Source organism: Streptomyces sp. B5E4, from assembly GCF_039871555.1.
In the GTDB taxonomy this organism is placed as follows: Bacteria; Actinomycetota; Actinomycetes; order Streptomycetales; family Streptomycetaceae; genus Streptomyces.
The window spans coordinates 33,455-46,302 of the sequence record NZ_JBDPMI010000037.1; the positions used below are offsets into that span (position 1 = coordinate 33,455).

Annotated in this window: 12 protein-coding genes; 5 read left to right on the top strand and 7 right to left on the bottom strand. The window is 73.5% G+C overall.

Going from position 1 to position 12,848, the window contains the following annotated elements; genetic code table 11:
• Positions 1-42: 42 nt before the first annotated feature.
• Positions 43-1,293, top strand: coding sequence for a C40 family peptidase (locus tag ABGA99_RS32295; RefSeq protein WP_347584030.1), 1,251 nt, complete (start codon positions 43-45; stop codon positions 1,291-1,293).
• Between the two features lie 10 nt (positions 1,294-1,303).
• Here ABGA99_RS32295 and ABGA99_RS32300 read toward each other — a convergent pair whose 3' ends face one another.
• Positions 1,304-1,723: a roadblock/LC7 domain-containing protein gene (locus tag ABGA99_RS32300; protein WP_347580328.1), complete on the bottom strand. Its 420-nt coding sequence runs from the start codon at positions 1,721-1,723 to the stop codon at positions 1,304-1,306.
• A complete protein-coding gene (locus ABGA99_RS32305; protein WP_347584031.1) occupies positions 1,720-3,873 on the bottom strand; it encodes an ATP-binding protein in 2,154 nt (717 codons plus the stop codon). Before ABGA99_RS32305 ends, ABGA99_RS32300 begins: the two co-directional genes overlap by 4 nt.
• Before the next feature lie 232 nt (positions 3,874-4,105).
• Here ABGA99_RS32305 and ABGA99_RS32310 point away from each other — a divergent pair, with 232 nt between their 5' ends.
• Complete coding sequence (locus tag ABGA99_RS32310) at positions 4,106-4,873, top strand: protein phosphatase 2C domain-containing protein (RefSeq protein WP_347580326.1); 768 nt, start codon at positions 4,106-4,108, stop codon at positions 4,871-4,873.
• Positions 4,874-4,983: 110 nt separating this feature from the next.
• Here the strand turns inward: ABGA99_RS32310 and ABGA99_RS32315 are convergent, their stop codons facing one another.
• On the bottom strand, positions 4,984-5,970 hold the full coding sequence (locus ABGA99_RS32315; RefSeq protein ID WP_347580325.1) for an alpha/beta hydrolase: 987 nt from the start codon (positions 5,968-5,970) through the stop codon (positions 4,984-4,986).
• A gap of 143 nt (positions 5,971-6,113) precedes the next feature.
• On the opposite strand from ABGA99_RS32315, the gene ABGA99_RS32320 reads away from it, so the two are divergent.
• Positions 6,114-6,587 (top strand): MarR family transcriptional regulator, encoded by a 474-nt coding sequence (locus ABGA99_RS32320; protein ID WP_347580324.1) that lies wholly within the window; start codon positions 6,114-6,116, stop codon positions 6,585-6,587.
• Between the two features lie 111 nt (positions 6,588-6,698).
• Here ABGA99_RS32320 and ABGA99_RS32325 read toward each other — a convergent pair whose 3' ends face one another.
• Positions 6,699-7,142: a MarR family transcriptional regulator gene (locus tag ABGA99_RS32325; protein WP_347580386.1), complete on the bottom strand. Its 444-nt coding sequence runs from the start codon at positions 7,140-7,142 to the stop codon at positions 6,699-6,701.
• Between the two features lie 445 nt (positions 7,143-7,587).
• Between ABGA99_RS32325 and ABGA99_RS32330 the strand changes: the two genes are divergently transcribed.
• A complete protein-coding gene (locus ABGA99_RS32330; protein ID WP_347580323.1) occupies positions 7,588-8,469 on the top strand; it encodes a lysozyme in 882 nt (293 codons plus the stop codon).
• A gap of 763 nt (positions 8,470-9,232) precedes the next feature.
• Here the strand turns inward: ABGA99_RS32330 and ABGA99_RS32335 are convergent.
• On the bottom strand, positions 9,233-10,588 hold the full coding sequence (locus ABGA99_RS32335) for a hypothetical protein (protein ID WP_347584032.1): 1,356 nt from the start codon (positions 10,586-10,588) through the stop codon (positions 9,233-9,235).
• Between the two features lie 107 nt (positions 10,589-10,695).
• Between ABGA99_RS32335 and ABGA99_RS32340 the strand changes: the two genes are divergently transcribed.
• On the top strand, positions 10,696-10,983 hold the full coding sequence (locus ABGA99_RS32340; protein WP_347584033.1) for a hypothetical protein: 288 nt from the start codon (positions 10,696-10,698) through the stop codon (positions 10,981-10,983).
• A gap of 21 nt (positions 10,984-11,004) precedes the next feature.
• Here the strand turns inward: ABGA99_RS32340 and ABGA99_RS32345 are convergent, their stop codons facing one another.
• Both ABGA99_RS32345 and ABGA99_RS32350 read right to left on the bottom strand, forming a co-directional pair.
• Positions 11,005-12,057, bottom strand: a complete 1,053-nt coding sequence (locus tag ABGA99_RS32345) for a hypothetical protein (protein WP_347584034.1) — start codon at positions 12,055-12,057, stop codon at positions 11,005-11,007.
• Positions 12,058-12,068: 11 nt separating this feature from the next.
• Positions 12,069-12,722: a hypothetical protein gene (locus tag ABGA99_RS32350; RefSeq protein ID WP_347584035.1), complete on the bottom strand. Its 654-nt coding sequence runs from the start codon at positions 12,720-12,722 to the stop codon at positions 12,069-12,071.
• Between the last annotated feature and the right edge of the window lie 126 nt (positions 12,723-12,848).

Sequence of the window (12,848 nt, forward strand, 5' to 3'; positions counted from 1 at the left end):
TGCTGACGGGAAGGCGGCGACGGCGGGGGAAGCCTTGCGTACATGTCACGCATCCGTCGCCCCGCCCTCACCACCGCCTCCGCCGTCCTCCTCGCCACCGTGCTGGCCCTGCCCGCCGACGCGGCCCCCTTGCCGGACGTACCAGGCGTACCGGATGCGGCTGACGCGCCGGACGCAGCAGATGCGGCAGATGCGGCAGATGCGGCAGACGCACCCTCAGGCCCCGCGGAACCGGCGGCAGAGGGCGCGGAGCCGGCCGCCGACGCCCCGCTCGGCGAACTGCTCACCCGGCTCCAGACCCTCCACGGGCAGGCCGAGCGCGCCACCGAGGCGTACCACGCGACCGCGGAGGACCTGAAGGACGTACGCGCGGAGACCGCCCGGCTCGCCGGCGACCTCGCCGACACCCGCGCCGACCTCGCCGCGGCGCGCCGCCGCGCCGGACTCCTCGCCCGCGCGCAGTACCGGGGCCCCGGGCTCGCCCCGTACCTGCAACTCCTCGTCGCGCGCGACACGGAGACCGCGCTCGACCGCAAGCAGGTCATCAGCCGCGCCATCGGCAACCAGGCCGCCGTCGTGACCCGCCTGGAGTCGGGCGCCAAGCGGCTCGGCGCGCTGGCGGACACCTCGCGGGAGGCGCTCGACCGGCAGCGGGAGCTGACGGGCGAACGGAAGCGGCGCCGGGACCGGGTGGACGACCGGCTGGTGGAGGTGGCGGACGCGCTCGCGGAGCTGACTCCCGCGAAGCTGGCGGCGCTGGACCGGCTGGAGGTGCGGGGGGCGGAGGCGGACCGGCGGGAGCTGATGGCGCCGGACGAGGAGGACGGCGGCGGCCCGGACGCGGTGGCGGACGGCAAGCCGGGCGGCTCGCGTCCCGGCGCTTTTGGCGGTACGGAACGGGCGCGGGAGCCGGGTGCGTGGGGGGCGGCGGAGCGGGAGCCGTCACGCGCCGGGCGGCGGGCCGTGTCGTACGCCCTGGACCAGGTCGGCAAGCCGTACCGCGCGGGCGCGGGCGGGCCGCGGGCCTTCGACTCCTCCGGTCTCACGCAGCGGGCGTGGCGGGAGGCGGGCGTCCGCATCCCGCGTACGGCGCGGGGTCAGTGGCGGGAGCTGCGCCGGGTGCCGCTCGCCGGGATCCGGCCGGGGGACATCGTGGTGTACCACCGGGACGCCTCGCACGTCGCCCTGTACCTGGGGCACGGCCGGGTGGTCGAAGCGCCGCGCACGGGGCAGCGGCTGCGGGTCGTCCCCGTCACCATCCGCCCCCTGCGCGGCGCCGTACGCCCCGGCTGACGGCGGCGGTTCAGCCGGTCAGCTCGCCGCGCAGACCGGGGGTGAGGACGTGGCCGACGCGGCCGACGAACAGCTCCATGTGGTACGCGGCCACGCTCAGGTCGCAGTCCGGCTCGGTCAGCACCCCGAGCAGCGAGCCGTCGCCGGCCTGCATCACCACCAGGCAGCCGTCCTCCATCGCCACCATCGTCTGCTTCACCCTGCCGCCGTCCATGACGTCCGCGGCCCCGCCTGTGAGCCCGCCGATGCCGGAGACGACGGTGGCCAGTTGCTCGCCGGCCGACGCGGACTGCGGCGGGGCGGCGAGGAGGGGGAGCCCGTCGACGGAGACGACGACCACGGACCGTACGCCGGGCACCTCCGCGGTGAAGTTGTCGAGCATCCACCGCAGACTGCTGATGGTGTCCCGGTGGTCCTGTGTGCTGTTCACGTACTGGCTCCCTGCTCCTTCGCGTCCCATGTCGCGGCCTCCGCGGCGGCGGCCCGCCGCCCGTCCCGAGACCCCTGCTGCAACCCCCCGAGCAACCGCCGCACCTCCCGCGCGTCCACGCCCCGCCGCTCGGCCTGCGCGGGCACGGTGACCACGGCACGTACCGGGGCCGCGGACCACCCGCCGGTGGACTCGGCGCCGCGCTGCGGGGCGACGGCACGGGCGGCCGGAGCACCGGGGGCCGGACTCCCGACGGCGGCCCGTCCGGCCGGGACGGGGCTGAGCGCCGCGGAGCCGGTCGCCGGACGGCCGGGCGCGGGATGGAGCGTCGCCGGGTGGCCCGGGGCCACCCCGCCTCCGGCCGGGTGGCCGGACGCGGGGTGCTCGAACGCCGGGTGACCGGGCGGGGCGTGGTCGGCTGCCACGTGTGCGGACGCCGCCTGACCGGCGGTTGCCGCACGGCCGGGCGCCGGTTGACCGGGCACCGCACCGTGCACCGCCGCACCGGCGGTCGTCCCGCCGCCGGCCGGCAGGGGGGCGCCCGCCGCCGTACCGTGCGGGACCGCCGCGACCGCGCCGCCGGAGACCGTTCCGCCGGGCCTGCGCCGCGGCAGCATCCCCGCCTCGGCGCGCACCCATCCCCCGGTCCGCGGCGCGACGGCGGGCCGGGCCGACGCGAACGGCGGCGGCGACGGCCCCACGCCGCCGGGCGGCGGGGCGGAGCGCAGCGGCCCGAGCCGTACGGGCGCCGCACCGCCGTCCCGAACGCCCAGGACCCCCGCGCCCGTTGCCGGACCCGGCTCCGGGCCCCGCGCTGCCGCTGCGCTCCCCCGCCCGCCGCCGTCCGCGCCGACCGCCGCGGACACGGGCACGGGGTGCCCCGCACCACCGGCCGCCGCGGCAACGCCCCCGGCAGCGACCACCGCGGCGGCCGCCCCACCGGCCAGCGCGGCGCCACCGCCGCCCGCCGTACCGACCCCCGCGATCCCGGCGGCACCGCCGCCGTCGACCGCGCCGACCGCCGCGCCGCCCACCAGCAGCCGCGCCGGCAGCCGCACCTCCGCGTCCAGCCCGCGGTCCCGGGGCCGCAGCTCCACGCCCACCCCGTGCCGCGCCGCCAGCCGCGCGACCACGTACAGCCCCAGCCCCAGCGCCTCGCGCGGCGCGGGACCCGGGTCGACGTCGGCGAGCCGGGCGTTGAGGTCGTCGACCCGGCCCGCCGGGCTGATGCCGATGCCCTCGTCCCGTACGACGAGCAGCAGGTCGCCCGTCCCCAGCAGCCGCCCGGTCAGCAGCACTTCGGACTCCGGCGGGGAGCACGACGTGGCGTTCTCCAGCAGCTCCGCCAGCAGGTGGCTCGCATCCCCGGAGGCGAAGCCCGTGACGTGCACCTGCGGCACCTCCGGGGAGAGCACCACCCGCTGGTACGACTCGACCTCGCCGACCGCCGCGCGCAGCACGTCGATCAGCGGGACGTTCGCGCGGCGCGTCCCGCGGTGGTCGGCGCCGGCGAGCACCAGCAGGTTCTCGCTGTGCCGGCGCATGCAGGCCGCGAGGTGGTCGAGCCGGAACAGGGTCTCCAGCGTGCCGGGCTCCTGTTCGTGCGCCTCCAGCTCGTCGATGAACGACAGTTGGCGCTCCACCAGCCCCAGGGTGCGGCGCGACAGCCCGACGAACGTGCCCTGGACGCTGGCCTGGAGCCCGCCGATGCGCTCGGCGAGCGCCGCCCGCTCGCGCAGCAGCGAGTCGCGCTCGGCGACGTGGTTCTCCTTGGCCACCGCCAGCTCCGCGCGTACGGCGGCGAGTTCGGCCGCCGTCCGCGCGCCGCGGTCCGCCGTGTCGGCACCGTCGGATGCGCGCACGCCGCGCGCCGCGTACACGACGACGCCCACGGCCAGCACCGCGCACAACGCCAGCAGCGCGCCGTGCACTTGCAGCGCGCTCGCCGCCTGCGCCCGCCCCTCCGGGTCCGGGCCGCGGACGGCGCGGAGCGCGCCGACCAGGCCGGGCACGCCCGCCGCGAGTACCGCGGCGCCGACGACGAGGTACGCCGCCTTGGCGCGCGGCGACGTCCGCGGCGCGGGGCGCGCGCCGTGACGGCGCCCACTGCCCCTGCCCTCCTGCCGATCCGGCTGCACGGGGGTCCGCAATGGCCCTCCTTCGACTCTTCGTCCCGCGGCACCATGTCCTTGCATTTCGGACTGTTGGTGGCTGAGTCCTGTTGTGCCTCGGGCCCGCGGCACGACCTTGGCAGCAGGTGTCCTATGCAGGCTGACTTTGCCCCGGTGCTCACTCGAACGAGCGAACATGTTGTGCCGGGGTGCCGCCGGGCCGTCCGCTCGGCGTCACGGGCCGCACGGCCCGTACAGGCAGACTGGGATCATGCGCATCGAACTGGCCAGCGACCCCGCCGCACCCCCCGCCCCGAACGAGGACTACGCCGCCGTGGCCCTGCCCGCCTCCGGCGCCGGCGGGGCCGTGGTGGTGCTGGACGGCGTGACGCCGCCGCGGGACGGGGACACCGGCTGCGTCCACGGGGTGCCGTGGTTCGTGGCGCGGCTCGGCGGCGCGTTCCTGGAACTGGCCGGCACCCGCGAGACCCCGCTCGCGGACTGCCTGGCGGAGGCCGTCCGCCGCACCGCCGCGGCCCACGGCCCGGCCTGCGACCTGACCCACCGGCGGACGCCGCAGGCCACGGTGGCGGCGGCGCGCTGGGACGGCGAGACGGTGGAGCACCTGGTGCTGTGCGACGCGGCGCTGCTGCTGGAGCGGCCGGACGGCGCGGTGCGGCCGGTGCTCGACCTGCGGCTGGCGCAACTGCCGCGCAGTCGCCCGGCGGAGGAGATGCGCAACGTCGAGGGCGGTTTCTTCACCGCCGCCGCCGACCCGGAAGTGGCCGCGCGGGCGGTGGTGGGCAGCGTGCCGCGTACGGAGGTGGCGGCGCTGGCGGCGTTGACGGACGGGGTGACGCGCTGGACGGAGGTGTTCGGCTTCGGCGACTGGACGGCGCTGCTGCAGCGGGCGCGGAAGGCGGGGCCGCAGGGCGTGGTGGCGGAGGTACGGGCGGCGGAGGCGGCGGACGCGGACCGTAGCCGGTACCGCAGGGGAAAGGTGCACGACGACGCGTCGGCGGTGCTGGTGGAGCTGTGACGGCTGACGGCTGACGGCTGACGGCTGACCGGCGTCCGGACGGCCCGCGGCCCGGGCTGCTGGGGAAGCGGCCCGGGCCGAACGGAGGGGCGGGAAGGGGCGGTACGGACTCACTCGGTGCCGAACGCGCCGCGCAGGACGGCGACGGCCTGCGCGATGGCGGCGTCCGCGGCCTGGGTCTCGCGCAGGGCGTCGAGCATCACGAAGTCGTGGATGACGCCCTGGTAGCGGGCGGCGGTGACCGGCACCCCGGCCTGGCGCAGCTTGTTCGCGTACGCCTCGCCCTCGTCCCGCAGGACGTCGGCCTCGGCGGTGATCACGAGCGCCGGCGGCAGGCCCGTGAGCTGCTCGACGCTCGCCCGCAGCGGGGAGGCGGTGATCTCGGCGCGCTGCGCCTCGTCTGTCGTGTACTGGTCCCAGAACCACCGCATCGCGTCGCGGCGCAGGAAGTAGCCCTCCGCGAACCGGCGGTACGAACCGGTGTCGAAGCTCGCGTCCGTGACCGGGTAGAACAGCACCTGCTGCACCAGCGGTACGTCCCCGCGCTCCTTGGCCTGGAGGGTCAGGGCGGCCGACATGTTGCCGCCGACCGAGTCGCCCGCGACGGCGATCCGCGCGGGGTCGAGCCCGTGGGCGGCGCCGTCGGTGACGATCCAGCGGGCGACCGCGTAGTTCTGCTCGATGGCGACGGGATAGCGCGCCTCGGGCGACAGGTCGTACTCGGGGAAGACCACCGCCGCCTTCGCACCCACCGCCAGCTCGCGCACCAGCCGGTCGTGGGTGTGGGCGTTGCCGAACACCCAGCCGGCGCCGTGCAGGTAGAGGATGACGGGCAGCGGCCCGGCGGCGTCCGCGGGCCGGACGATCCGGGCGCGTACCGAACCGGTCGGCCCGCCCTGCACGGTGACCCACTCGTCGGCGGCCTCGGGCTTCTCGATCTCGCCCGACTGCACCTCGTCGACGGTCTTGCGGCCCTCGGCCGGGCCGAGGTCGAACAGGTAGGGCGGGTTCGCGGTGGCCTCGGCGAAGGCCGCGGCGGCGGGTTCCAGGACGGGGGCGGCGGGGGTGTAGGCGGCGGGCTTCGGGTTCTCGGACACGGCGGTTGCTCCTCTGCGGGTCGGTCCCTCTCGGTGCCATAACACTAGAGCACGATTACCTTGCACACAAGTCAATCGTTCGTAATTCACTTGCGGACTCCCGGACGGGTACGATGACGGTACGAGCAGAGAGAGGGGCCCGTATGGCCACCACCGACACCCCGGCCGAGGCGCCGGGGGCCGAGGAAGAGTTCCGGAAGCTGGACGAGTTCATCTGCTTCGCCCTGTACTCCGCGCAGCGGGCGATCATGAACGCCTACCGCCCGCTGCTCGACAAGCTCGGCGTGACCTACCCGCAGTACCTGGTGCTGGTCGCCCTCTACGAGAACGGCCCGTCGCTGGTCAAGAGCCTCGGCGCCGCCCTGCACCTGGACTACGGCACGCTGACCCCGCTGCTGAAGCGGCTGGAGGCGAACGGGCTCGTGACGCGGCGGCGCCGCGCCGACGACGAGCGGCTGGTGGAGGTGTCGCTCACGCCGGAGGGCACGGAGCTGCGCCGGAAGGCGAACGTCGTGGTGCCGTCGCTGGACGAGGCGATGGGGCTGACGGAGCAGGAGCAGGAGCAGACGAAGGCGCTGCTGCGGAAGATGACGGGGAACCTGGCGGCACACGGCTGACGGCGAACCCGGCGGCGGGCGCGCGGCCGACGGCGCACGACCGACGGGGAAGCGGCCGCACAAGAGCCGCGCCGCCGGAGACGGCGCCGGCGGGCGAGCGAGCGCCCGGCCCTACCGCCGCCCGCCCCCGCCCGCGCTCAGCTCGTTGAACCGCCCCAGCAGCCGGGCCAGTTCCGCGACCTCGGCCGGGTCCCATCCGGCGAGCTGCTGCACGTACTCGGCGTGCCGTGCCCGCCGTACGCTCAGCACCCGCCGCCGCCCCTCCTCCGTCAGCCGCACGAGCGCGGCCCGGCCGTCGGCGGGGTCGGGCTCGCGGTCGACGAGGCCCAGTTCTTCGAGGGCGTGCAGTTGCCGGCTGACGGTCGCCTTGCCGATGTTGAAGTAGGCGGCGAGCTCGGTGGCGCGCCGCCCGGCGCCCTCCAGTTGGGCCAGCAGGGCGTACGCGCCGGGTTCGAGCCCGGGGTCGACCTGGCGGGCCATGTCCGCCGCGATACCGCGGGCCCGGCGGTAGAAGACGGCGAGTTCCCGCTCCAGATCGAGGAAGACGTGGTCCACACCATTTCCCTCGTCCTCCCGCTCGCCTCCGGGGGTTTCGGCCTTGTGCACGTCAGGGGCCCTTCCGGCTTTCCACGGGCTGAAAGTTTTCTTCAGAAGCGGCAGAAGCCGCAGCTCCCCCAGTATTTCGCAGGCGTAGACCAAAGGCACCTGCCGGACCCTCTTTCCCTCCCCGCGCAGTGCGCTTACCTTCGGCGCAGCACGTAGTGACATGGCCACACCAAGGGCCGGGCAAGGCCCCGCAGGCGTACGAGGACGGGCCACTGCCGCCCCGCCACTCCCGCCACACCCCCGAGCCGGCAGCACCACACGCCCGGCACCTCCGCACCCTCCGCCTACCGGCACCACCGGAATCACGGCTTACCGGAACCACGGCACCACCGGTACCACCGGTACCACCGGCAAATCCGGCACCACCGAGGAACCCCCACACCCGGAGGAACGCATGTCATCCGCAGTCCGCACCCGCCGGCGCATCGGGCGCCGCTCCCTCGCCGCCGCCATCGCCACCGCGGCGACCTCGCTCTCCCTCGTCGCCGGCCTGACCAGCCCCGCCGCCGCGGCCGGCGACCGGCTCAACCCCAACCCCCGCGACCTGGAACGCGGCGAGGCGTACATGGGCGCCGGCATCCGCCTCCACGAGGGCACCGGCGCCCCCGCGGGATCGGCCGGCGCCGCCGGCCAGGAGGCCGGTCCGCTGGCGACCGTCGAGGGCGTCGACGTCTCCAGCCACCAGGGCAACGTCAACTGGTCCACGCTCTGGAACGCCGGCAACCGCTTCGCGTACGTCAAGGCGACCGAGGGCACGAGCTACAAGAACCCGTACTTCGCCCAGCAGTACAACGGCTCGTACAACGTCGGGATGATCCGCGGCGCGTACCACTTCGCCCTCCCGAACGGCGCCAGCGGCGCCGCCCAGGCCGACTACTTCGCCAGCAACGGCGGCGGCTGGTCCCGCGACGGCAAGACGCTGCCGGGCGTGCTGGACATCGAGTACAACCCCTACGGCGCCACGTGCTACGGCCTCAGCCAGGCCTCGATGCGGAGCTGGATCAGCTCCTTCCTCACCCGCTACCGCGAGCGCACCGGCCGGTACGCGGTGATCTACACGAACACCAACTGGTGGACCCAGTGCACCGGCAACTACGGCGGCTACGCGGGCAACCACCCGCTGTGGATCGCCCGCTACGCCTCCTCGCCGGGCACGCTGCCGGCCGGCTGGGGCTTCTACACCTTCTGGCAGTACACCTCGACGGGCCCGACGGTCGGCGACCACAACAAGTTCAACGGCGCCTACGACCGCCTCCAGGCCCTGGCCAACGGCTGACCCGCCCCGCCAACCCCCGCCGGGCAGACACCCGGCACCGACGAGCGCCCGCCGCAGATCGACCACCATGCCGGGGGTGACGTCCTCCACGGGCAGCGGAAACCAGAGCAGCGCTCCCCCGGCCCGCGCGGCGGCCTGGACGCCATGGGGGAGTTCGGCGCGCTCGATGCCGTCGATGTATGTGGGCCCCAGATACGTGATCCACCCAACGTGCGGACGGACCGTCATCCAGTTCCCCTGGCCCTCGCGTTGTCCGCGGGTTGCGCACAACGCGTATTCAGGACGCCAGATATCGGCAACCCAGTGCACTGCGTTGCGCATGCCGCCCGGGTCGTAGAGCCCGCTCGGAGCGTACTCCGGCAACGGCAGGGAAAAGGACACCGCGTTCCCCAGACGTGGGATCGCACTCTCTCCAGCCCGAAAACTCAGCGTTGACATGCTGTCCGCACCTGGTCCGCTGTGATAGTCGGGGAACTGCTCGCTGTGAAAGCCGATGGAGTAGCCGACACCCTCCAGAGATCCTTCATCGGAATGTCCCCTCCGGGCCGCGACGACCGCGTTCCGGAACCATGGCGAGCCAGGCTCGACAGGTTCCTCGCGGTCTTCCCACCACCAGGATCCGAGAGCTGGGTGCACGTCGCCCAACGCCCGCAGAGTCTCACCGATGCGCGCGGTGACCTTTTCCGCGCTCTCGTCCCGTGCACCCCAATACGCCCCGAGATGGAGGTCGCCGGGATCTGGCCTGTTCATGACGGCATTCCCCTCACGGCTTGTAGACGACTTCAATCGGGATATCTCTCTCTAGGAACAGCGCCCGGTAGGCGTGGTAGGTGGGCTCGTGCGTGACAACGTAGCGGACCGGCTCGCCCCCGGCCGCCGTTAAGGCCCGCTCCGCCTCGGCGACCTGTTCCTTCTCCATAAAGGGGTAGAACCTGTCGGTCTCCTTGCTGATCAGTTTCTCGTAGCTCGCCTTCGCGTCGACCAGGTGCCCGTCCTCGTAGTTGTCCCACCGCTTGCCCCGGTACCTGTACGTCCACGGCCACTTCACGCCCGTGGCCCGCTCCTGCGCCTCCGCCGTCTCGACCGACATCGACTCCCGCCGATCGTCCGACCACTTCCCCGGCCCGCGGTCCGGGGGCGGCGGGCGGTGCGGGCGCTGGCCCTCCGGCGTGTTCTGGATCCAGGTCTTCGCGTACAGCCGGCCCTCGTCCAGGGACCCCGCCCCGTACGTGCCGAACGCGTAGCTCCCCGAGTACGCCGACACCGCCGCCCGGTCCCCCGCCAGAGCCCACGCCGCACCCGGGCCGCCGGGTGTGCGTACGCCCACCATCATCAAGGTGAGCTCCGCCCCGACGTCGGTGGCGCCGTCGAGGGTCTGCGCCGTGATCGCACCGCCGGTCTCCAGCGCGCCGTCCAGGATCCCCTCGACCCGGGCGCGGTAGTGCAGCGCCGTCTCCCACCAGGCCGGGTCCCTCCCGCCGGGCATGGTGTCGGGCGGCTGGACGTCCCCGCGGACGGCCCGGACCAGGTGGTACTTCAGGGCGTCGTGCAGCTCGTCGAGGAATCTCGCCAGGACGTTGTCGAAGTCGCCCTTCGCCTCCGCGGCGGCCTCGTGATGCCGGAGGAGTTCGTGCGCGGCCTGCTCCGCCGACTCCTGCCGCCGGCCGCGCTCACGTAAGTCCCACGGGTCCACGCGCCCGCCGCGCCGTTCCAGTGTCTTCTTCTGCTCGTAGTACGCGGCGACCTGCTCCATGGCCGCGGACATCCGTCCCGTGGTCATCCGGGCCTGCTGGAGTGCGGCATCCGCCCGCTCCTGGATCGGCCCGGCGGCCCTCATGAAGGCTTCGAGTGCCTCTCCGGCACCCATGTAACCCCTGGCCTCGCTCTCCAACTGCCCGTACATGAAGGCCAGCCGGCCCAGGAGCGCCTTCTTCCAGTCACCCGCAAGACCGGCGTCTTCCACCCGCACGATCAGGCTGTAGGTGCGGTCGGAGGCGCGGCGGGCGTCGTCTTCCCGCGCGGAGCAGAACTTCTTGAACTTCCGCAGGGTCTCCACATCAGCCGGTACCGGGTCTCCCGGCAGGCCCACCACGGACCAGTCGGCCGGCCTGTCTCCCACGTGCGCCCTCCGCTCCCCCCGCCGTGTTGCCGAAAGCCCGTCCGCCACCGAACACATCGGAGAGGCACGGCAACCGGAACGAGTCGTTATCAAGGCAAGGAGCCTCCGTGGGTGACAAGTTGACGATCAGCTCGGAGGAGTTGGCGGAAGTCCGCATCGCGCTGCGCCGTACGAGGCCGCGCGACGCCTCCCGGCCGCCCGAGCCCGAGTCGAACGCCGTCGGCGGCGAGGAGGCATCCGACCTGCTGGGGCGGCTGATGATGCTGGGGTCCACCATCGTCGAGGGCAGGGAGCTGGCCGTCACGGTCCTTGCCGAAAGGCTGACCATGAGCGAGTTGCAGACCTGCATCACCGACCAGGCGCTGGGCCGCGCCTTCGTCTTCACCGAGGAGTGACCGGGGCCGGAAGCGTCCCGGTCAGCGCACCACGGTCTGGATCTCCTCCACCGTCACGTCGTACGTCGTCTCGAAGAGGCCGTCCGGCAGGTCCCCGCCCGTATCGCCCGAGCCGGTCCAGTCGACCTCCCAGGTGATCGACGCCTTCAGCTCGTAGGAACCGCCGACCGCCTCGCTGGAGCGGTGGTACGTGATCCCGCACGGCGGCACCGCCTCGGCGTCGCCGCTGCGGTACTTCCTGCCGACGCTGCCATCGTCGTTGATCGCACACTCCCCGACCTCCGGATGGACGACCGCGTCCTGTGTCCCCGGGTCGAGCCGCAGGCTCGTGGGGGTGGCGGTGGTCTCGGCCCACAGCCCGGTGCCGGGCAGCTCCGCCCGCACCCGGACCTCCTCGAAGGCGGCGGGCTCCTGCCAGATCCAGGTGGGCAGGTTCACCTTCAGCCGGTCGTCGGCTGGCTGCATCTCGATCTCGGTGCCGGGCACCTTGACGGAGTCGTAGGCATACTCGGCGAGCATCTCGGGGGTGATGGCGGTGGGCACGTCGGGGGCGGTGCCGTTGTCTGCCCAGAACATGAGCTGCTGGTCGCACTCGCCGGCCTCGATGTCGTCCTCCCGGTGGGGATTGCGCACCGCGCGCCACCACATACCCTCGCCCTGCTTGTCGAGGTTGTAGTTCTCGGGATTCCCGTCGCCGCCGTCGCGGTAGTGCTCGTGCATGAGGTCGACGCCCCACTGCAGGCGGCTGTTGACGGGCACGAGGTTGCCGTTCTCGATGGCGTCTACCGCCTGCTCCAGCTCCCGCGGAGTGGCAACGGGCTCGTGCCAGCACGGCGGCGGCGTCCAGTTCGTGTCCACCGCGCTGATGGGCTTGCCCCCTTCCGCCCCGCCGGTCTGCGTGACGACGACCTGAGTGGCGGTGGCGCTGATGGTGCCATCGTCGGGATCCGACTCGCCTCGGGCGCCCGAACCCGGAGGGTCCGCTCCGGCGTGCGCCGGACTACCCGTCAGCAGGATGCCGGTCGACAGTAAGACGGCCGATGCCCCTAAGACGAGCGGGTGGATCGTCTTCATCGCCTGGGTCCTCACCTGTCACACGAGCCGCGCTTGCCGTTGACGTCCGAGACCTGCCAGACCTCCTTGTCGTTCTTCTGCAGTACGAGGTCGTACAGCACCACGTCACCCGGCTTCGCCGAAGACAGCACCTTGTCCGATTTCCGCTCGACCGTTTCCACTTCGCTCTCGTCCGCGCAGTACCTCAGGGACCCGGTGATCCCGTTGTCGTGCACCTCAACCCTCGGTGAGACGAACCGGACCGTCCCCTCAACGGTGGCGTCCGCGTCCTTGAACTCGCCGATCCACTCCTGGGTCTCCGTCAAGGCGCCGGTGCCCTCGGCGTGGTAGTACGCCACGTACTCCGAGTCCGGATTGGGCGGGTCCTGGGTGATGGCCTCGTACGTCGCACGCTCGCTCTGCGCACCGGAGTCCAGCACCGCCTGCTCCTCCGGGTCGTCCGACTCCCAGCCCTCGAAGACCAGTTCCACACTCCCCGGCAACTCGATCTCCGGCCCGGCCTTATCCGCCCCCGCGTCCGGCGCCGACGCCGCCGGGCTGCTCTTCTCCGCGCCCTCGATCTTGTCGTCCGACGACGGCGAGTCGTCGCCCCCGCACGCGGTAACCAGCAGGGTCGCGGCGGCCAGCGCCGCGAGGGTGGTGACTGAGCGGTATCGGCGGGCCACGATCGACTCCTGTACTGACTCGGGTGCGTTGAGTGACAGGACGCTACCAACGCCCACGCAGTTCCGGGACCCGGTCCCTGCGAGCCGAAGGGCGCACGCCGAACGGCCCCTCCCGGGTGGGTGGTC

Coding starts and splice junctions, on each gene's coding strand:
- ABGA99_RS32295 (WP_347584030.1), top strand. CDS start 43: ATGTCACGCATCCGTCGCCCCGCCCTCACCACCGCCTCCGCCGTCCTC.
- ABGA99_RS32310 (WP_347580326.1), top strand. CDS start 4,106: ATGCGCATCGAACTGGCCAGCGACCCCGCCGCACCCCCCGCCCCGAAC.
- ABGA99_RS32320 (WP_347580324.1), top strand. CDS start 6,114: ATGGCCACCACCGACACCCCGGCCGAGGCGCCGGGGGCCGAGGAAGAG.
- ABGA99_RS32330 (WP_347580323.1), top strand. CDS start 7,588: ATGTCATCCGCAGTCCGCACCCGCCGGCGCATCGGGCGCCGCTCCCTC.
- ABGA99_RS32345 (WP_347584034.1), bottom strand. CDS start 12,057: ATGAAGACGATCCACCCGCTCGTCTTAGGGGCATCGGCCGTCTTACTG.